The organism is Luteibacter sp. P1_D3 (assembly GCF_056406135.1).
The window spans coordinates 50040-70505 of the sequence record NZ_JBFUAT010000002.1 but is presented as its reverse complement, the minus strand read 5'-3'; the positions used below and the strand labels follow the sequence as shown (position 1 = coordinate 70505).

General features: G+C 64.7%; 17 protein-coding genes. 11 read left to right on the top strand and 6 right to left on the bottom strand.

Annotation, left to right across the window (positions count from 1 at the left end; translation table 11 throughout):
- Window positions 1–12: 12 nt before the first annotated feature.
- Entirely contained in the window at window positions 13–1062 is a 1050-nt protein-coding gene (locus AC1DYM_RS02395; protein WP_477335599.1) for a LacI family DNA-binding transcriptional regulator, read from the bottom strand.
- Between the two features lie 169 nt (window positions 1063–1231).
- Here AC1DYM_RS02395 and AC1DYM_RS02390 point away from each other — a divergent pair, with 169 nt between their 5' ends.
- The 6 genes from AC1DYM_RS02390 to AC1DYM_RS02365 all read left to right on the top strand — a co-directional run bounded on the left by AC1DYM_RS02390 (window position 1232) and on the right by AC1DYM_RS02365 (window position 9479).
- Complete coding sequence (locus AC1DYM_RS02390; protein ID WP_477335597.1) at window positions 1232–3583, top strand: GH92 family glycosyl hydrolase; 2352 nt, start codon at window positions 1232–1234, stop codon at window positions 3581–3583.
- Between the two features lie 242 nt (window positions 3584–3825).
- Window positions 3826–5622, top strand: a complete 1797-nt coding sequence (locus tag AC1DYM_RS02385) for a sensor histidine kinase (RefSeq protein WP_477335595.1) — start codon at window positions 3826–3828, stop codon at window positions 5620–5622.
- Complete coding sequence (locus AC1DYM_RS02380) at window positions 5619–6065, top strand: response regulator (RefSeq protein ID WP_046968827.1); 447 nt, start codon at window positions 5619–5621, stop codon at window positions 6063–6065. Before AC1DYM_RS02385 ends, AC1DYM_RS02380 begins: the two co-directional genes overlap by 4 nt.
- Window positions 6066–6098: 33 nt before the next feature.
- A complete protein-coding gene (locus AC1DYM_RS02375; protein ID WP_477335592.1) occupies window positions 6099–7649 on the top strand; it encodes a response regulator in 1551 nt (516 codons plus the stop codon).
- An 81-nt stretch (window positions 7650–7730) separates the two neighbouring features.
- The gene (locus AC1DYM_RS02370; protein WP_477335590.1) at window positions 7731–8936 is read left to right on the top strand and encodes a M23 family metallopeptidase; all 1206 of its coding nucleotides are present in this window, start codon (window positions 7731–7733) and stop codon (window positions 8934–8936) included.
- Window positions 8937–9077: 141 nt separating this feature from the next.
- On the top strand, window positions 9078–9479 hold the full coding sequence (locus tag AC1DYM_RS02365; protein ID WP_477335588.1) for a hypothetical protein: 402 nt from the start codon (window positions 9078–9080) through the stop codon (window positions 9477–9479).
- A gap of 66 nt (window positions 9480–9545) precedes the next feature.
- Here the strand turns inward: AC1DYM_RS02365 and AC1DYM_RS02360 are convergent, their stop codons facing one another.
- Together AC1DYM_RS02360 and AC1DYM_RS02355 are read right to left on the bottom strand one after the other, a co-directional pair.
- Window positions 9546–10946, bottom strand: coding sequence for a sigma-54-dependent transcriptional regulator (locus AC1DYM_RS02360; RefSeq protein WP_477335586.1), 1401 nt, complete (start codon window positions 10944–10946; stop codon window positions 9546–9548).
- A 67-nt stretch (window positions 10947–11013) separates the two neighbouring features.
- Entirely contained in the window at window positions 11014–12657 is a 1644-nt protein-coding gene (locus AC1DYM_RS02355) for a sensor histidine kinase (protein WP_477335584.1), read from the bottom strand.
- A gap of 278 nt (window positions 12658–12935) precedes the next feature.
- Between AC1DYM_RS02355 and sucC the strand changes: the two genes are divergently transcribed.
- From sucC to AC1DYM_RS02330, 5 genes are all read left to right on the top strand, one after another.
- Window positions 12936–14096, top strand: a complete 1161-nt coding sequence (sucC, locus tag AC1DYM_RS02350) for an ADP-forming succinate--CoA ligase subunit beta (RefSeq protein WP_046968821.1) — start codon at window positions 12936–12938, stop codon at window positions 14094–14096.
- Between the two features lie 13 nt (window positions 14097–14109).
- Window positions 14110–14982, top strand: a complete 873-nt coding sequence (gene sucD, locus AC1DYM_RS02345; RefSeq protein ID WP_036137555.1) for a succinate--CoA ligase subunit alpha — start codon at window positions 14110–14112, stop codon at window positions 14980–14982.
- A 284-nt stretch (window positions 14983–15266) separates the two neighbouring features.
- On the top strand, window positions 15267–16190 hold the full coding sequence (locus tag AC1DYM_RS02340; RefSeq protein ID WP_477335581.1) for a hypothetical protein: 924 nt from the start codon (window positions 15267–15269) through the stop codon (window positions 16188–16190).
- Window positions 16111–16437 carry a M35 family metallo-endopeptidase gene (locus AC1DYM_RS02335; protein WP_477335579.1) on the top strand — a complete coding sequence of 109 codons (327 nt, stop codon included), beginning with the start codon at window positions 16111–16113 and terminating at the stop codon, window positions 16435–16437. Before AC1DYM_RS02340 ends, AC1DYM_RS02335 begins: the two co-directional genes overlap by 80 nt.
- Window positions 16438–16654: 217 nt before the next feature.
- Window positions 16655–17098 (top strand): SRPBCC family protein, encoded by a 444-nt coding sequence (locus tag AC1DYM_RS02330; protein WP_477335577.1) that lies wholly within the window; start codon window positions 16655–16657, stop codon window positions 17096–17098.
- Between the two features lie 42 nt (window positions 17099–17140).
- On the opposite strand, the gene AC1DYM_RS02325 is transcribed toward AC1DYM_RS02330, so the two are convergent.
- Genes AC1DYM_RS02325 through AC1DYM_RS02315 form a run of 3 tightly spaced genes read right to left on the bottom strand, consistent with a single transcriptional unit; the run spans window position 17141 to window position 20459 of the window.
- Entirely contained in the window at window positions 17141–17923 is a 783-nt protein-coding gene (locus tag AC1DYM_RS02325) for a L,D-transpeptidase family protein (RefSeq protein WP_477335575.1), read from the bottom strand.
- A gap of 56 nt (window positions 17924–17979) precedes the next feature.
- Complete coding sequence (locus AC1DYM_RS02320) at window positions 17980–19071, bottom strand: dipeptide epimerase (RefSeq protein ID WP_477335573.1); 1092 nt, start codon at window positions 19069–19071, stop codon at window positions 17980–17982.
- A complete protein-coding gene (locus tag AC1DYM_RS02315; RefSeq protein WP_477335571.1) occupies window positions 19068–20459 on the bottom strand; it encodes a C40 family peptidase in 1392 nt (463 codons plus the stop codon). Before AC1DYM_RS02315 ends, AC1DYM_RS02320 begins: the two co-directional genes overlap by 4 nt.
- Between the last annotated feature and the right edge of the window lie 7 nt (window positions 20460–20466).

Here is a 20466-nt window from a genome sequence, read left to right as displayed (position 1 = left end):
CCAGTGGTGGGTTCAGGGAGAAGACGGCGGGCAGCTGCTTTCGCGGACGACCAGCCGGACGGGCGCGATAGTGGAAGCCGTGTCCGTCTCGGGATTACGAAGTCTTTCTAGGATGAGCTCGGCGCTGCGCCGACCCAGGCCGCGCGGGTCGACCGCGACGGTGGTCAGGGGAGGCACGCACACCGAGGCCTCGGCGACATCATCGAAGCCGGTCAGGGCGAAGTCCTCGCCCGGGCGACGGCCTCGCTTGGTCAGGCCAAGCATAAGCCCCAGTGCGACGGCGTCGTTGTAGCAAACCGCCGCGGTCGGCGCGGGATCGCGCGCAAACAGCGCGCCGGTCTGGCGTGCGGCTTCGAGGCGGGTGGGTGCACTTTCGATCATCCATGCGGGATCGACCTTCAGGCCGGCCGCGCTCATGGCGCTGGCGTAGCCGCGACGACGCTGCTCCACCGAGCTCGACTCGCGATGACCGCCGAAGAAGGCGATCCGCTGATGGCCCAGGCCGATGAGATGTTCCGTAGCAAGGCGGGCGCCGTGCTCGTTGTCCATCTCCAGGGTGTCCCAGCGATGGGTGCCCTCGTCGTCGGGCAGTTCGCGGTTGAAGACGAGCAGGGGCGTATGCATGCCGACGGCGGCCAGGACACGTTCGCCCTCGCTGCCCTCAGCCGGCGACAGGATGATGCCCGCCGGGCCGTGCTCCACCAGGGAGTTGAGCACCGCCTGTTGGCGCTCCGGCGATTCGCCCGTGTTGCCGAGCAAGGTCACGTAGCCCGCGCTGGCCAGGGCCTCGTCGGCCCCGGCGGCGAATTCGGCGAAGAAGGGGTTGCCCAGGTCGTTGACGACCAGGCCGATGCTCGAGGAGGTACGCCGGCGCAGGTTGGCTGCGGCCCGGTTGTAGACATAGCCCTGGCGCTTCAGCTCGGCCTCGACCCGCGCGCGGGTGGCCGAATTGACCAGGGGGCTGCCACGCAGCACCAGCGACACGGTCGCCCGCGATACATCGCAACCCAGGGCGATATCGGCGAGTGTGACCTTGCGGCGCTGCGGGGTGATCCTCGGCATCATGACTCCTTCAAACGATCTAAACCGGGCGATCATCGCTCGGCGGCGAAAGGGATGCATCACGCACTGCAACATGCGAGGCTGCGGCATCTTTGCTACTTTTGGTCTGTTTGTCACGATCCAAATGTTCGTGACCACTCGAAACGCGTCCACCCGAGGGGAACCACCGATGTCGAGCACCATCCGTTTGCGCCGTGGCCTGCTGGCTGCCGCCCTCTGCCTTGCCCTGCCGGCGCTTGCCGCCGCAGCCTCCAGTGACAAGAGCGGCTCGTCCGCTTATGCGGCTGTCGATCCGATGATCGGCACGGGAGGGGATGGCCACACGTTCCCGGGTGCCACGGTGCCGTTCGGCATGATCCAGCTCTCGCCGGACACGGCGATGCCCGACGTGAAGCACGCATACAAGTGGGCCGCCGGCTACCAGTACGGCGACTCGAGCATTCTCGGTTTTTCGCATACGCACTTCTCCGGCAGCGGCCATTCCGACCTGGGCGACGTACTCGTCATGCCCATCGCCGGCGACGTGAAGCTGGACCCCGGCTCCCCCGACCAGCCCGGTAGCGGTTATCGCTCGCGGTTCGACCACAAGAGCGAGAAAGCTGAGGCAGGGTACTACGCCGTCACGCTGGCCGACTACGACGTCCGCGCGGAACTGACTGCCGGCCAGCGCGTCGGCTGGCACCGTTACACCTTCCCCAAGGGCAAGCCGGCCCATCTGCTGCTCGACCTGCGTCCCAGCATCTACGACTACGACGGCAAGGTGCTCTGGTCGAGCCTGCGCGTTCATGCCGACGGCACGGTCACCGGCGGTCGCACCACGCGTGGCTGGGCACCGGGCCGCCAGCTGTATTTCGCCATGCGCTTCAACCAGCCGCTGGCCTCGCGCAGCCTGAAGAACCGCGAGACCGGCGTGCCGTACAAGGGTTTCAGCGGTCCGGGCAATCGCGCCGAGGACGTCGACGCCATGACCGGCCGCGCGCTCGAGGGCGTGTTCGATTTCGGCGACCTGAGCAAACCGCTGATCGTCAAGGTCGCGGTCTCCTCGGTGAGCGAAGACAACGCCATCGCCAACCTCGACAAGGACGGCGCGGGCTTCGACTTCGACGCCCGCCGTGCGGAAGCCCGGCAGAGCTGGGAGAAGGCGTTGTCGACGGTGGACCTCGTGGCGCCGGCCGACACCCGCAAGACCTTCTACACCTCGCTGTACCACGCGATGATCTCGCCCAGCCTGTCCATGGACGTCAACGGTGAATACCGCGGTCCGGACAACCAGGTGCATACCGCGAAGGGCTTCGATTTCTACTCCACCTGGTCGCTGTGGGATGTCTATCGCGCGCAGCAGCCGCTGATGACCCTGCTGCAGCCGGCCAAGAGCAACGATTTCGTCAGCTCGCTGATCGCCGCGCGCCAGTCCAGCCCCTTCGGCATCCTGCCGATATGGGCCTATCAGGGCATGGAGACGTGGTGCATGATCGGCTACCACGCCGTGCCGGTGATCGCCGATGCCTATATGAAGGGCATTCGCGGTTACGACGCCAATGCGGCGCTCGAGGCGATGGTGGCCAGTGCCACCTATGGCCCTTACGGCGGCATCGACGACTACATGAAGCTCGGCTACGTGCCGATCGATCGCCAGCCGGAAGCGGCTTCGAAGACGGTCGAGTATGCGTTCGACGACTGGTCGCTGGCGCAGATGGCCAAGGCCATGGGCAAGGACGACGTCGCCGCCACGTTCACCAAGCGGGCGGGTAACTGGAAGAACAGCTTCGACACGAAGACCGGCTTCCTTCGTGCGCGCAAGAGCGACGGTAACTACCGCGAGCCGTTCGACCCTTCGTCGGCGGGCTACGGCAGCGATTACACCGAAGGCAACGCCTGGCAGTATTCCTGGTACGTGCCGCAGGACGTGGCGGGCCTGATCGATGCGCTCGGCGGCAAGGACGCCTTCGTCAAGAAGCTGGATTCGGTGTTCGACGCCAAGGTCGATCCGAAGTCCTTCGCGCACGTCGAGGACATCACCGGCCTGATCGGCTGGTACGCGCACGGCAACGAGCCGAGCCACCAGGTGGCCTACCTGTACGACTACGCGGGCCAGCCCTGGAAGACCCAGGAACGCCTCGTGCAGATCATGCAGACGCAGTACACGCCGACACCGACCGGCCTGGTCGGCAATGACGACCTGGGCCAGATGTCGGCCTGGTACATCTTCACGGCGTTGGGCTTCTATCCGGTCGCACCGGGCAGCAACCAGTACGTGATCGGGCGCCCCTTCATCGAGAAGGCCACGCTCAACCTGCCGGGTGGCAAGCACTTCGTGGTCTCGGCCGATCATCTCGATGCCAAGCATCCGTACGTCGGCAAGGTGACGCTCAACGGGCAACCGCTGGGCCGTACGTTCGTGCGTCACGAGGAAATCGTGGCCGGTGGCGAACTGCACTTCACCATGCAGGCCACGCCGGCGAAGGACTGGGGTCAGACCCCGGCGTCACTGCCTTACTCGATGACGCCGTCGGCACCGTAAGGACCCGTCACAGGGCCTTCACGGGCCCTTGGGCATTAAGCACGACTCCATCTGGACGGGTGCGCCGTTCCCTATCCGTAGCCGCCCTCTATCGGGGCGGCCTGCGGAGCAGGACGGCGCACCCGTCATCGTGTCCAAGGTCCTGTTATGCCAAAACATCGAGGCGAACATCGAAGCGAGGCGCGTGGCGTCTACAATAAGGGTCCTTCACGGGCAGGACGCGTTGCGGGGATGACCACAGCATGATGTTCCGTACCGGATGGCGTTGGCGTCTCGCGGGCCTGCTCGCGGCCGTACTGGTCATCGTCGCCTTGCCTTATGCCGTCACGCGCTCGAGTTCCGAAGACGCACTCAACTCGCGCGACTGGGTGACGCATACGGCCGATATCAAGGCCACGGTCTATCGCTTCGATGCCATCCTTCGTAGCGCCGAAGCGGCGGTGTATACCCGCGTGGCGGGTGGCCCGGACGCGCCGGATCTCACCGTGCGCATCGATGCGCCCCACAAGGTGCTGCCCGGACTGGTCGCCAACCTGCGCGAGATGATGCGCGACAACGCCCAGCAGCTCACCCGCCTGGGCGGCCTGGAATCGATCGCCAACGGGCGCATCGGCATGTTCGACAAGGCCATGCAGCAACTCCAGGCCGGCGATCGCGCGGCCGCGTTCGCCACCATGGAGGATTCACGCCGGCTGTTTCCCTTCCGCGACCAGGTAAAGGAGATCCTCGACGAAGAGTCCAAACTGCTCGAGGCGCGGCGCCAGGTCGCCCAGGATCTCGCGGCCAGCAACCGCATCGTCCTGCTGGTGGCGGCGCTGGCCCAGATCGCCCTGCTCGGTATCGTGGTCTTCGTTTCCGAGCGGCAGATCGCCATTCGCCTTGCCGCCGAGTCCCGTGTGGCGCAGGCCGTGCAGCGGTCGCAGCTGATCCTGCAGGCCGTGCGTGAGCCGATCGCCATGCTCGATGGCAACTTGCGGGCGTTGCTGGTCAATGCGGCCTTCGCCGAGGTCTACGGCTATGACGCCGAGAAAGACCACAACTCGCCCCTGGAAGCGATCGGCCACGGGGCGTGGAAGGATACCGCCCTGCTGCAGCGCCTCTCCGACGTGCTCGCGCGCGACCGGGAGCTCTGGGACTACGAGCTCACCCAGCGTACCGTCGATGGCATCGACCGCTTCGTGGTGATCAATGCCCGTCGTATCGAACAGCCTGAAAGCACCGCCCCCGCCTTGCTGCTCACGGTCAGCGACATCACCGCGCGAGCCCTGGTGGAGCAGAAGGTCAGCGAGTTGAATCGCCAGCTCGAAGGCAAGGTCGAGCAGATCTCGGACGTCAATCGTGAGCTCGAAGCCTTCAGCTACTCGGTCTCGCACGACCTGCGCGCGCCGCTGCGCCACATCTCCGGCTTCGCCGGCAAACTGGAAACCCAGCTCGGCGACAAGGCGGATGAGCGCTCACGGCATTACATCGACGTGATCAGCAGTTCCTCGCGCCGCATGGCCCAGCTCATCGACGACTTGCTCGTGTTCTCGCGCCTGGGCCGCGGCGCCTTGCGCCTGCAGCCGGTGGACATGCAGTCCCTGGTCGAAGAGGCGCGCGCCCTGGTCGAAATCGACGCGCGTGACCGCCGCATCGACTGGAAAGTCTCGCCGCTGCCGATCGTGATCGGCGACGAAAACATGCTGCGCACGGTCTGGCAGAACCTGCTCGGCAACGCGGTCAAGTACACCGGCAATCGCGAGCGTGCGCAGATCGAAGTGACACTCGACCGCACCCCGGCGGGCGACTACGAATTCGCCGTGCGCGACAATGGCGCCGGCTTCGACATGCAATACGCGGGCAAGCTGTTTGGCGTGTTCCAGCGGCTGCACCGTGCGTCCGAATTTCCCGGCAACGGCATCGGCCTTGCCAACGTGCGGCGGATCATCGCGCGCCATGGTGGCCGCACCTGGGCCGAAGGCGAGCTCGACAGCGGCGCCACCTTCCATTTTTCCTTGCCGGCCTCGGACGTTCCGGGCTCCAGAATGGGTGACACATGAATCAGCGCGACCTGCGCACCATCCTCCTCGTCGAAGATTCGATGGCCGATGCCGAGATGGCCATCGACGCGCTTCGCGAAGCGAAGCTCGCCAATCCCGTGGTCCATGTCGAAGACGGCGTGGATTGCCTGGACTGGCTGCATCGTCGCGGGCAGTACGCAAATCGCACCGAAGGCGATCCATCGGTGATCCTGCTCGACATCAAGATGCCGCGCATGGATGGGCTGGAAGTCCTCAAGCAGCTGCGCACGGAAGAGAAGTGGAAGCGCCTGCCGGTGGTGATTCTTTCTTCCTCGCGGGAAGAGAGCGACCTGGCGCGCAGCTGGGACCTCGGTGTGAATGCCTATGTGCTGAAGCCGGTGGACGTGCAACAGTTCTTCACCGCGGTGCAGACGCTCGGCCATTTCTGGGCCGTGCTCAATCAGCGCCCGGATGGCGAGTAATCGGTCGAAACCAGAGAGCGTACGGGCATAAGCATGAGCGGGTACGAGAACAAAGTCAGAATCCTTCAGGTCGAGGACAATGCCCTCGACGCCGAACTCGTGTTGACCGAGCTCGACCAGGATGGACTCGAATACGAAGTGATGCTCGTCGACGACGAGCCGGCGTTCACCGCGGCGCTCGACAGCTTCGAGCCGAACATCGTGCTGTCCGACCTGAGCATGCCCTCGTTCAGTGGCGAGCGCGCGCTGCAGATCCTGCGCGAGCGCAGCGCCGAGATACCGTTTATCTTTATCTCGGCGACGCTGGGTGAGGAGGCCGCCATCGTCGCGTTGCGCAACGGCGCCACCGACTACATCCTCAAGCAGAACACGGCGCGCCTGGCCTCCGCCGTGCGCCGCGCCTTGCGCGAAGCCGAAGAGCAGCGCGCACGTGCCCGCGCGGAGCTCGAGTTGATTCGCGCGCAGCGCTTCGAAAGCCTGGCCCTCCTTGCAGGGGGTCTCAGCCACGACTTGCGCAATCTCCTGCAGCCCTTGCTGCTTGCCGGCGACACGCTGGAAGATTATGCCGACGATCCGCGGCTGGCGCGCCTTGGTGCCCTGGTGCGCGACTGCGGGCGTCGCGGCCTGGAGATGGTCTCCTCGATGCTGTCGTTCGCCCGCGGAGCGCGTCGCGCCGAACAGGTGCGGCTCGGTGCCCTGCTCGAAGCGCTCAAGCTGCTGATGCAGGGCAGCGTGCCCCGCGCGATCGAGATGAACGTCGACATCTTCGACCCCGACGTTGCCTTCGAAGGCAATCACACCGAGCTGCAGCAGTGCCTGCTCAACCTTTGCCTCAATGCGATCCAGGCCATGCCCGATGGTGGTCACCTGAAGGTCGAAACAGCGCAGGCCAACCTGCCCGAGGATTTCTTCGTTGAAGGCGAGCAGCCCGCACCCGGGCGCTACCTGCGCCTTTCGGTGATCGACACCGGCTCCGGCATGACACCCGAGGTGCTGCAGCGCCTGTTCGAACCGTTCTTCACGACCAAGGAGCTTGGTACCGGCCTCGGCCTGCTCTCGTGCAAGCGCATCGTCGCCAGCCATGGCGGCCTCATGCGCGTGCGCAGCAAGCTGGGTGAAGGGACGCAGTTCCACCTCTACCTGCCGCTCAATCCGGAAGAAGGCGTGGATGCCGAGCCGCTGGTGATGGAGTCGAGCCTGCAGGGCGAGGCGGAGCGTGTACTCGTCGTCGTCGAAGAAGCCGTGCAGCTGTCGTTGCTAGCCGATACGCTCGATGCCTACGGCTACCAGGCCGGCGCGAGCCAGAGCGGCACGGCGGCGCTCCAGTGGATCGAGGCGCATGGTGTCCCCGACCTGGTGGTCATGGACGCGGACATGAATCTGTTCACGGGCGTGCGCACGCTCGCGGCGCTGCTCGATCACGGCTATACCGGTGCGGTGCTGCTCCTCGCGCGTCCGGACAAGCCGCCGAATCTCGATGAGCTACCGCAGCTGGATCACCTGTACATCCTCGATAAGCCGATCCAGTCCAAGGCGCTGTTGCGCAGGGTGCGCGAGGCATTGGAAGCCAGCGGACGCACGTGAGGCCGCCGCCGCTTGCTTAGCGACGGCGCCTTCCCTAGATTCCGCGTTATGCCGCCACAGGCGCGGTGCAAGGGGCAGGGAATGACGAACGCATCGAATGGCCGGATGGGCGCGCCCGCGTGGCCGCATCTGTGGATTGCCGCCATCAGCTTAATGGGCGTCACTGTGGCGGCATTCGCTGCCGATTCAGCCGCACCTGTACCGTTGCCGGCCCCTGTCGAGGCGCGCGTACCGTTCGCACCGTCGCCGTTTGCCGGAAGCGACGGCGCCACGCATCTTGCCTACGAGATGCAGGTCACCAATGTCTATGGCGACACCGGCACCTTGCGGCCACGAACTTTCGATGTGCTCGACGAGCAGGATCGCGTGTTGCTGCATCTGGACGACGCCGGTGTGGGTGCAGCGATCCGGCCAGCGCCCGACGAGGGCAAGCCGGCAGGCATCGCCGCCGGAAAGCGGAGCACGGTGTTCGTGTGGGTCACCCTGCCGGCGGGCGCTGCGCCGCATACGTTGCGCCACCGTCTTACTTTCACCGATGAGAAGGGTCAGGTCAGTCGCGTCGATGGCGTTCCGGTTGAGGTATCGAATCGTCCGGCGCTCCACCTCGGCGCGCCGCTGAAGGGCGGCCTGTGGCTGGCGCACGAGGGGCCGGGCAATGCCCATTCGCATCACTGGGGCAGCTTGGTCGCGGTGAACGGCGTACTGACGATTCCACAGCGTTTCGCGATCGACTTTGTCGGCATCGACAAGCGGGGGCTGGCGTTCAAGTCAGTCAAGGACATTCACGCCACGACGTATACCGACTGGTTCGGCTACGGCGCCGAGGTGTTGGCGGTCGCTAACGGTACCGTGGTGGCAGCTCGCGACGGCGAGGACGAGCACAAGCCGCTGGAAGCCCAGGCTGAGCCCACGTCCCTTTCGCTCGACGGTCTCTTCGGCAATTACGTCGTCATCGACCTGGGCGGCGGCAACTTCGCCGGCTACGCCCATCTGAAGCGTGGAAGCGTCACGGTGAAGGCGGGCGATGCCGTCGTGCGTGGGCAGGTGATCGGCGCGCTCGGGCAATCCGGTAACTCCGCGGCGCCGCATCTGCATTTCCAGGTAGCGAATGCACCGACCTTCGAAGGCTCCGAAGGCGTGCCGTATGTGTTCGATAAGATCGATAGCTATGGGCCGGAAAGCGAAGGCCAGCTGTTTGGCATGGGCGATCGATGGAAGCCCGCGACGGTCCAGCATGGGTCTGCGCAGTTGCCGCTGAACGATACGGTGGTGGGTTTTCCGAGGTAAGCGCGGCCGCGGCGGATCCGCGAGCGATTCGCTCGATTTTTCAGAATTCTTCCATTTCGATGTGCTGCCTAACTCCGTACCGTCAACCGAAACGTGTTTCCGGCGCCGCCGCGAAATAGTCGTTCGAGACGGGAGGGTGTGATGGCCAACGGTTATCAGGACAAGGTAAATGACATCGAGCGCCGCATGCGGCGCCGTACACGGCTGGCCTTCTTTGTTGGCGCTTCGGTGTTGCACATGACGGCGACGAGCATACTTTTCGCCCTGCAGACGTCATGCGCGTATCCGCGATGCGTGGACGGTATCGGATTCGAGGTGTTCCGGGCCGTGATGCACGTCCCCTTGTTCGTCACACCGTGGCTGGGGCTTCCATCGCCCGATGTCGACTTCGTGCGGGACCCCGCTTTATTCCCCTTCGTGCTGTTGAACGCCGTCCTCGCCGTGGCGCTCTGCTGGGGCGCTGCGGTCGCCGGATATCGCGGTCATCGCTACTGGCGGGCCCGGCAGTGGGAGAGGCTCCGTACAGCGCATCGCGGGCGTTAGAGCGACGGGCTCGCCTTCCTGAAAGGCCTCGCAGGATCAGGTGGCGAAGCCCGCCAGTGACTGTCGTCAGTCGATGCCGAGCTTCTTCAACTTGTAGCGCAGCGCGCGGAAGGTGATGCCCAGTTTCTTCGCCGTCGCCGTCTTGTTGTAGCGCGACTCTTCCAGTGCCTTGATGATCGTGTCGCGCTCGATGTTGGAGATGTAATCCTCGAGCGAGCCATCGGTCGCGGCGACACGCGGTGCGGGCGCGCCTCCCTGGGCGGCAACGGCGTCGGGTGCAACCGGGCTTACGGGCGCGGCGGCGGCCGCACGCTGCGGGAGCATCAGGTCGTCGGCTTCGATCGTGTCGCCTTCGCACATGGCCATGGCGCGCTCGAGGATGTTCTCCAGTTCCCGCACGTTGCCGGGGAACTGGTAGGCCTCGAGGGCCGCCAATGCGTCGGCGCGCAGGCGGCCCGGTGCGCCGCCGGACTCCGAGGCAAGCTGGCGAAGAATGAATTCGGCAAGCGCAGGGACGTCGCCGCGGCGTTCGCGCAGCGGCGGTACACGCAGCTCGATCACGTTGATGCGGTAGAACAGATCCTGGCGGAACAGGCCTTCCTCGACCAGCGCCGCAAGGTTCTTGTGCGTGGCCGAAAGAATGCGCACGTCGACCGGAATCTCGTCGCGTCCGCCGATCGGACGAACCGCCTTTTCCTGGATCGCGCGCAGCAGCTTGACCTGCATGTGCAGCGGCAGCTCGGCGACTTCGTCGAGGAACAGGGTCCCGCCCTGGGCCGCCTGGAACAGGCCTTCCTTGTCGGCATGGGCGCCCGTGAAGCTGCCCTTGCGGTGACCGAAGAACTCGCTCTCCATCAGTTCGGACGGAATCGCGCCGCAGTTCACCGGCACGAACGCGCCGGGGGCCCGCGGTCCCAATTCGTGGATGAGCCGGGCAACCAGTTCCTTACCCACGCCGGACTCGCCGCCGATGTAGACCGGGGCCTGGTTGCGGGCGAGCTTGGCGATCTTCGAGCGGACCTCGGCCATGGCCTGGGAATCGCCGATCAGGCGGTCGGCGCCGGGGCCACCCTTGCTGCCGGCTTCGGCCCGGCGCTCCTCGGAGAGCTTCAGCGCCGTGCGGACCAGCCGGCGTAGCAGGTGGATGTCCACCGGCTTGGACACGAAGTCGAAGGCGCCCGCTTTCAGGGCGTTCACCGCCGCGTCCACGTTGCCGTAGGCAGTAATCATGGCCACCGGCATATCGGGGTGGTTGGCCGCGATCAGCTCGATGATTTCCTGGCCGCTGCCGTCGGGCAGCCGCATGTCGGTGAAACACAGGTCGTAGCGGCGATTGGCGAGTGCGCTCCGCGCTTCGTTGACGCTCCCCACGGCGTCGACGTCGAGTTCCATTCGACCGAGGGTGATGGTCAGCAACTCACGGATGTCCCGCTCGTCGTCGATGACCAGAACGGTCTGCTTGCTCATTGGGTCCGAAGGCTTCGGTGAATGTTCCCAATGTAACCGTCCGGGCGGCAGGAGCAAAGGGCGCTGTTCACGCCCGCGCCGCCACGGGTGCCGTCGAGGTGCTGCGTGCCGGCGGGGTGAGGCTGATCCGGAAGCAGCTGCCACCGCCCGCCACGCGGACATATTCGAGGGCGGCCTGGTTGGCTTCCGTCATCTGCCGGGCCAGGTACAGGCCCAGTCCCGTGCCGTATTCGTGCGTGGTGAAAAAGGGTTCGAAGATCTGCGCGGCGACCTTGGGCGGGATGCCGGGGCCGCGATCGATCACTTCGAGGATGGGGATACCCACCTCGGAATGGCGGGCGACCAGCATGACCCGGGCCGGCTCGCCGGGCAGGCGGCCGTAGCGCAGGGCGTTCTGCACCAGGTTCCAGGCCACCTGCTGCAGGTGCTGGGGGTCGGCCACGGCCGCTACGGGTTCGCCGCCGGACACGGCGCGCAGGATGTCCGAGCCCAGGTCGTTGCCCTGGCGATATTCGGTGACGAAGTGGTGCACCCATTGGCTCAGGTCGAGGGTTTCCGGCCGCGAGCGCTCGCGGCGTGACAACTGCAGGATGTTCTCGATGATCTCGTTGAGGCGCGAGCAGTGGTTGTTGATGATCTCGACCATGCGCAGGTCGGTGTCGTTCATATCGGTCGATTCGGCGAGCAGCTGGGCCGAATAGTGGATCGCTGCCAGCGGATTGCGGATCTCGTGGGCGATCGAGGCCGACAGCCGGCCCAGCGAGCTGAGCGTGAGCTCTTCGGCGCGGCGCGACACCAGCGAGGTGTCGTCGAGGAAGATCAGTACGTGCGAATCATCGTTCGGCGCCAGGCGCGAGAAGCGTGGGATCACCTCGGGGGTGCCGTCGGCCAGCATGGTCGCGCTTTCGTCCAGCTTGCCCGACGTGCGCCAGTGGTAGAGCCGCCGCGAGAGCTCGGGGGCCAGGGTGCCCAGGTCGCGCTGGTCGGCCGACGGGTTGCCCATGAGCATCCAGGCGGACTCGTTGAGCTGGTGAATGCGGTTGCCTTCGTCGACCAGCAGCACGCCGGTCTTCATCCGGCGGATGATCAGCTCGTTGACCTGGGACAGGTTGGCCAGGTCGATGCCGCGCTGTTCCGCCAGCGCCTCGGAAGCCCGGATGTTGCGGCCGAGGACGAAGCACAGCGAGGTGCAGGCGAAGTAGGCCGCGCCGAACAGGCCGTACTCGGCCAGTTCGCGATCCGGGGAGGAGGCGTCGCCGAGGTCGAAAAACGAGTGGCCCAGCATGCCGAGCGTCGCCATGGCAGCGAAGAACATCGACAGCCGGAACGGCAGCAGCAGCGCGCCCGTGGCCAGGTTGACCGCCAGCATCATGGCCACGCCCATGCGCACGTCGTGCATGAGCACGAGAGCGAGCAGGGCCGCGGCAATGTCCAGGGACAGACCGATCGAGACGATCAGGACCGGCCGGTTCAGCGACTGCCGGGTGCGCGCGACCATGACCAGCGCAGCCAGCAGGTAGGCCAGGGCGAACAGGCGGGCGAACAGGGGTTCAGGCAGGTTCGGCCAGTTGAGGTGCTCCGGATGGAACGCCAGCGCGGTATAGACCGCCGCCTGGCCGAGGCGGAAGTAGTTGAAAAAGAACAGTTCGTGGCGGGCAGTGGCCTGACTCGCCGGGGTCCTTGCGGCTATCGTCGAAGCGGGCGTGGACACGTGGGTACTTCTCCGCCGGGCCCCCCGGGGCCTGGATGACCCTCAGTATAGGTGCCGACGCCGTCGCGGCAAGACGCGCCTGCGGCAGCGAAAAACCGGGCCGCGGGCCGCGCCGCGCCGTCAATGCGGCGGCGCCCCTTTCCATCCGGGGCGCCTTCCGGGAAAATACGCGGCCGTATTGCGTGAAACTTGCGCAATCGCTCCATCCCCCATCCCCGTGCGAGCCGTTTACGGCCTGCACGCGTCCACATGTTTCTCCCGTTCGCTCGAGGTATCGAATGAATTTCCACGAGTACCAGGCTAAAGAACTGTTCGCCAAGTACGGCATTGCCGTACCGCCGGGCAAGGTTGCCAACTCTCCCGACGCCGCTGTCGACGCCGCCAAGCACCTTGGTGGTTCGCAGTGGATGGTCAAGGCCCAGATCCATGCCGGCGGTCGCGGCAAGGCCGGTGGCGTCAAGTTCTGCCGTAGCCTCGATGCCGTGCGCGATGCCGCCAAGGGCATGCTCGGCACGAACATGGAGACCTACCAGTCCGCCGGCCGTGCGCTGCCGGTGAACCTGGTCCTGGTCACCGACGCGACCGACATCGCGAAGGAACTGTACCTCTCGATCCTCACCGATCGCGACACCAAGTCCATCTCGTTCATCGCCTCCAAGCACGGCGGCGTGGACATTGAGCAGGTCGCCGCTGAAACGCCGGAAGACATCCACACCTTCCAGGTGGACTTCGTCGAAGGCCTGCAGCCGTACCAGTGCCGTGAGCTCGGCTTCAAGATGGACCTGAATCCGAAGCAGGTCGGCCAGCTCGTCAAGATCATGCTTGGCCTGTACAAGCTGTTCAACGAGAAGGACCTCGCCCTGGTCGAGCTGAACCCGCTCGCCATCCTCGAAGACGGCAACCTCGCCGCCCTCGACGGCAAGGTCAACTCCGACGACAACGCCGAGTTCCGCCACGCCGACCTCGCGGCGATGCGCGACCTCACGCAGGAAGACGCTGCCGAAGCGGCCGCCGTCCAGCACAACCTCAACTACGTCACGATGGACGGCACGATCGGCTGCATGGTCAACGGCGCCGGTCTGGCGATGGCCACGATGGACGTGATCAAGCTGGCGGGCGGTGAGCCGGCCAACTTCCTCGACGTCGGCGGCGGTGCCACCAAGGAGCGCGTCTCCGAGGCGTTCAAGCTGATCCTCTCGTCCGACAAGGTGAAGGCCATCCTGGTCAACATCTTCGGCGGTATCGTGCGCTGCGACCTGATCGCCGAAGGCATCATCGCCGCAGTGAAGGAAGTGGGTCTGCAGATCCCGGTGATCGTGCGCCTGCAGGGCACGAACGTCGATGAAGGTCGCAAGCTCCTGGCCAACTCGGGCCTGGCGATCACGCCGGCCGACGATCTTAACGATGCGGCCCAGAAGGCCGTGGCCGCAGCGGCCTGAGGAGCATATTTAAATGAGCGTCCTGATCAACAAGAACACCAAGGTCCTCGTCCAGGGTTTCACCGGACAGCAGGGTACCTTCCACGCCGAACAGGCGATTGCCTACGGAACCAAGGTCGTCGGCGGTGTCACGCCGGGCAAGGGTGGTTCCGAGCACATCAACCTGCCGGTCTTCAACACGGTGCGTGACGCGGTCGACCAGACCGGCGCCGACGCGTCGGTGATCTTCGTGCCGCCGCCGTTCGCTGCCGACTCGATCCTCGAAGCCATCGCCGGTGGCATCAAGATCATCGTCACGATCACCGAAGGCATTCCGGTGCTCGACATGATGCGCGTGAAGAACGTGCTCAAGTCGCACCCGGACGTCGTGCTCGTCGGTCCGAACTGCCCGGGCGTCATCACCCCGGGTGAGTGCAAGATCGGCATCATGCCGGGCCACATCCACAAGCCGGGCAAGGTCGGTATCGTTTCGCGTTCGGGCACCCTGACGTACGAAGCGGTCTTCCAGACCACGAACGAAGGCCTCGGCCAGTCGACCTGCATCGGTATCGGTGGCGATCCGATCAACGGCCTGAACTTCATCGACTGCCTGAAGCTGTTCCAGGACGATCCGCAGACCGAAGGCATCATCATGGTCGGCGAAATCGGTGGCAGCGCCGAAGAAGACGCGGCTGAGTTCATCAGCCAGTACGTCAAGAAGCCGGTCGTCTCGTTCATCGCTGGCGCCTCGGCTCCTCCGGGCAAGCGCATGGGCCATGCCGGTGCGATCATCTCCGGTGGCAAGGGCACGGCGGAAGCCAAGTTCGCCGCGCTCGAGAAGGCTGGCGTGACCACGGTCAAGTCGCCCGCCGACCTCGGCAAGACCCTCGCCGGTCTGATGAAGTAATACCCACCCGCCTCGGCGAGTGACGAAAACCGCGGCCCCCGGGCCGCGGTTTTTTTATGTACTGGCCCTAGGCAGGGCGATTCATCGGCAATGGGGGAGCCGCTTCAGCGCCGATGTGGGAGCCGATTCATCGGCATTGTGGGAGCCGATTCATCGGCGATCCCGCGGCAGCGGGCCAGCCCGTCGAACCACCAAAAATCCGCCGCATTTTTCAGAATAATCACGTATTCACTCGCATCTCTCGTCCCTAACTTGTAGATCACCAAAACAAGAAGGAGACGACCATGTCTAGTCGAAAACGCATACTGCGCGTAACGCTGTACCTGGCGGCGTCAACACTTGCTGAGACCGGTGCCGCGTTTGCGGAAGGGCACATCGAAGTGAGCCTGCGTACGCCCGCCATCCGGGATCCATTGCACCCGGCTGTTGTTGTTGTTCGTATCGAAAATACAGGCGATAAGCCGGTCTCGATCATGAAGTGGGACACTCCGTTTGTGGAGTCCGGCGGGCGGCTCCCGAGATCGATGTTCGACGTGACAGACGATGCAGGAAGCGAAGTTCCCTATCGCGGTACGTGGGTGAACCTGGGTCCTCTGACGATGAGCTCATTCAAGACGATCTATCCCGGCGAAGTCCTTGATAAGGCCATTGATCTGGCACTGGAATATCGCTTTCAGCCGAATTCTGCGTACAGGATCAAATACGTGCTTCCGCTCGACAGGGAGCCAGACCCGCACGGATCGTCAGCCGCTGAGCGCGCACCATTTGTTCGCGCGGCTCAGTCCAGCGCCTCGTCAGGCATTGTTTCGATCTCCTTTGACGACTTCGTGAGCGCCGTCGAAAAGACAGCGGCCGAAGATGACCTAAAGTGCGATGCGGAGCAAAGGAATACGATCGCCCGTGCAAGATTGGCCATGTCTTATCGTCTGACGGCGGCGGAGTCGTTTATACGCGCACGTTACGTGGGAATATTTGAAGATGGTGAGGTCCACTACGTGTTCAAGCCTCACCCGAGGTACGCCCGCTGGTTCGGAACACACGACGACTCAGAGCCGGAAATCTACAGCGACGGGTGGGGACTGAATAATAACGCACGTGTCTTCGAGACCATGGTGGCAACGGTGAAGCGTGCGCTTGCTGCTGAACAGAACTTCAAATGTGGGTGCCCCGGGGTTTGGTCCCGAAACGCCGGCCCACGTCGAAGTTGATTCGACCTACACCACCTACTTCTGCGACAAATTCTTCACGTTACCGGAATTCGACGCTTTCGGATCCCGGGTCGGCACGATGGCTCATGAGTACACCCACTTCAACGCTTTCTATCCTGGTACGGCCGATTACGGCTACGGGCGGGCGTTAGCTGAGAAGTTCGCGAAGGAAGACCGGTCGAAGGCTGTTCGAAATGCGGATAATTTCGAGTTCTTCGTTACTGATACGACGCCCTACGAAGAGTGACGGGGTTAGTCCCGATGCGTTAACTTGACGGTCAGGACTGCCGCGCAGGTTGCGCTGAGGAAGAGTGTCCTGCGCGGCGAGTGGCCCCGACCTCACCTGCTTGGTTAAAGAAGCCACGACACTCAATCGGCGAATTGACGTTTCGCGTTGATGTCGATTCGCCACCCGCTTGTTCGTCGTACAGAATGAGGGCTTCACCTCGCCAAGGAGAATTCTGATGACCGGCACCGTCCGCCTGCACCGCGTATTCACCGCCCCCACCGAGCGCGTCTACCGCGCCTTCCTCGACGCCGCCGCCCTGTCGAAATGGCTCCCGCCGGATGGCTTCACCTGCACGGTCCACGAGCTGGACGCGCGGGTCGGCGGTCGATACCGCATGTCGTTCACCAACTTCTCCACGGGCAACGGCCACAGCTTCGGCGGCACCTACCTCGACCTGGTTCCGAACGAGCGGATCGTCCACGACGATCGCTTCGATGATCCGGATCTGCCCGGCACCATGGTCACCACGATCAGCCTGCGTGCGGTCTCCTGCGGTACCGACGTGCAGATCGTGCAGGAGGGCATTCCCGATGTGATTCCCGTTGAGCAGTGTTACCTGGGGTGGCAGGAATCGTTGACGTTGCTTGAGCGGTTGGTGGAGGTGTCGATTCCTGATTGAGGAGCGTCGCCGAATTGAAGAGCATCGCCGATAAATCGGCTCCTACAGGAGCGGGGGGAGGTTCCAGGCGTCGCGCAGGCGCGTGTACTCGGCTTTGGGCAGCAGCACGAAGACCGGCTTCTTTTTCGGGTCGAGCCAGGCGAGGAGTTTCTCCATGGTCTCGTCGGTCATGGCGGTGCAGCCGGCGGTGGGCGACGTGGGCGAGCGCCACAAGTGCGCGAAGATGCAGCTACCTGCACCGCGTCGGCCCTCGGGGTTGTGTTCGATGACGAAGCCGATGCGGTAGGCGTGGTCGCCGTTGAGGTGGAGGTCGCGACGCATGGGTTCGGTCGCGCCGGCGACGGCTTTCTCGCCAACCTGCCTGGTGTCGACCACCTGGTTGTAATAAGGCGAGTCGGTCACGTCCACGCAATAGTCCGACGCGGTGAGGCCTCGGTAGGGGAGCGCCGTGCCGTTGGTCTCGGCATAGCCGAAGGCCTGTCCGATCCTGAAAATACCGGCCGGGCTGCGCGCATCGCCTTCGACCTTGGTGGGGCCGTCCTGCTGGACCGGATGAAGGCCGACGCCCCAGGCGCTCCCGTGCTTGCCGATCGTCACGTCCGCCGGTGTTCCCACCTGCTTCCAGGTCGTGCCGTCGCGCTCATAGGTGCGCAGGCTTCCGTGATCCACATCCCAGCCGTCCGTCGTGACGACAACCATCTGTCGCGAGACGGACCAGGCGGCGGGTGCTTCGAAGCCGTTCGCGGTGGCCGCCAGGCCGAGTGTGGCGATTACGCCCAGAGTGACGAGGCCGAGCGAGTAGGTCCTGAGGCGACGTAGCAGCATGGTGTAAGTCCGGTGCGGTGGTCAGGCGATCTGATTGGGATGAAAACGCGCTGCGCTTAGAGCGGTACCAAGCCGCAAATGTTCCCGATGCCGAGGCCGGGTGCATCGCTGACGGTGATGCGTGGCCCATCGAAGCGGACGCCTCCCTCCACGGGATCGAACGTGCACAGCGAGGGGCCGTCCAGATCGATGCGGGTGATCGTCCGGGAGCGCGCAATCGCCACGTGCACGGCGGCGGCCACGCTGATGCTGGACTCCAGCATGCAGCCCATCATGCATGGGATGCCATGGGCGGCGGCGATGTCGGCGATACGCAGCGCCTGGGTGATGCCGCCGGCCTTCATGAGCTTGATGTTGATGATGTCGGCCGCATGCAAGCGAATGATCTCCATCACGTCGGCGGGTGCAAACACGCTTTCGTCGGCCATCACGGGTGTGTTCACGCGTTCGGTAACGTAGCGCATGCCGGCGAGATCGTGCGCCGGTACGGGCTGCTCGATGAGGTCCAGCACCACGCCMTCGTTTTCCAGGGTCGTCAGCACGCGAACGGTGTCTTTCGCCGTCCAGCCCTGGTTGGCGTCGATACGGAGGGCGGCGCGTCCCGCGACAGCGTCGTGGATCGTGCGCACGCGTGTAACGTCGGTAGCGACGTCCTTGCCGACCTTGATCTTGAGCGCCGTATACCCCTCGTCCAGCGCGGCGAGGGCATCAGCGACCATGGTGTCCACGTCGTTGACGCTGATCGTCAGATCGGTGGTGAGCGTCGGCGTGCCACCGCCGAGAAGGCTGTACACCGGTGACCGATGCAGCTGGCCCCAGAGGTCGTAGACCGCGATCTCCACGGCAGCTTTCGCGCTACCGTTGTTCGCCATGGCACCCTGGATCAGGCCGGTGATCCGGTTGAGGTCCGTCAGGTCTTCGCCCACGAGTCGTGGCGCGATGTGATGTCGGATCGCGTGGACGATCGATCCATGCGTCTCCCCCGTGATCGCGGCGGTCGGAGGCGCTTCCCCGTAGCCGACGTGACCATCGTCGGTGTGCAGCATCACGACGATGTCCTCGACCTGCTCCACCGTGCGTAGCGCCGTCTTGAACGGCGTCTTCAGGGGGACGCGCAGCATGCCGAGGGTGATGTCGGTGATCTTCATGGGCGAAGGCGGACGATGCTGCTCATGCGGTCGACGAAGCTGGCATCGTCGCTGAACATCAGCGGCAGCAGCGGCGTCACCGACACCTCGTTGAGCTTGACCCGCCGCATGCTGCCGTCGGGCTGGCGGTAGCTGATGCCGCTCACATCGTGGATCACATACGGTTTGCCATCGATCTTGCCAATGACCATCAGCACGTGACCCGGGATGTAGACCAGGTCGCCGACGTCGAGCGCCATGGCCGCCTTGAGGCGTACATCGTGGCTGTCCTTCGCCGTGTACAGCGTGTGCGTCATGCCGGGGCTCGTCGCCTGGTCGCCCGTGTTGCGCGGCATCTGTACACCCATGCTGCGGTAGACGTCCGCGACGAAGCCGCTGCAATCGCGTCCGTTGTAGGCGTGTCCCCAGCCGTAGCGTTCGCCGAGGAATTTGAAGGCCTGCCGGATGATGTTGGCGCGGGTCAGTGGCAGGTAGGCGGGCGAGGAGTCCAGGTTGCGCTGGAGCAGGGCAGGCCGGAACGCCAGCGCGCCCTGCGCATCACGCACGGGCAGGCTCAATACCCATGAGGTGTAGGGGCTCTGGCCGTTCACCGGTTGGTCTGCCGGTAGCGACGTATCGAGCGGCACGCGCGTGCCCATATCGAGCTGCAGTTCCGAGAGCGCGGGCGCTTCGGGCGAATACACCGTAAGCGGCTTGGCTCCGATGATCACGCGGTAGGGCGTGGCGTCCGCATGGGCGAACACCTGTCTTGCGTCGCCCAAGGCAATGTCCCCGGCACGCACCCAGGCCGCGTAGTTCGGGCTGACGACGAAGACCCATTGCGCATCCTTGCTCGCATGAACGACCACGAGCGGATCACCGGGGAAAAGGGTGCTTTCCTGAAAGCGGTCGATATCCGTATCGCCAGCATGGCTGAAGGCGCGCAGCTCGGTTGGGAAGCTTCGCAGCGCCGTGCGGCGCAGCGCCATGCCGTAGCGCGGGGTGACCTGTGCGGGAAGGGCATCGACCGCGACATTGGCCATGATGGCATCGAGTCTGCCGCTGTCGATCGCCTGACCGTCGCCATCGACGAGTGCTCGTGTCGGGCGGGCGGAGCGTTGCGTGATCCACGCCTTCACCTGGTCACGCGAAAGGGTGGCTGGCACATGCCGGATGTCGTGCATCGACGGATCGAGTCGCGCGATGCGCTCGTTCAAGGCAGCGATGGCGGCGGCATCGAGAAGAACCTTGTCGGCGTCGGTCAGGCGACCGACCCACGTCGTGGCGGAAAGATCGGCATCGGTGATGCCGGGAATGCCCGAGGCGGCGATGTCCTGGGCAAGAACCATTGGCGTGACGGCAGCCGTCGCCAGGGCCACGGCCAGCAGCGAATAGCGGAACATGTTCATGCGCAGA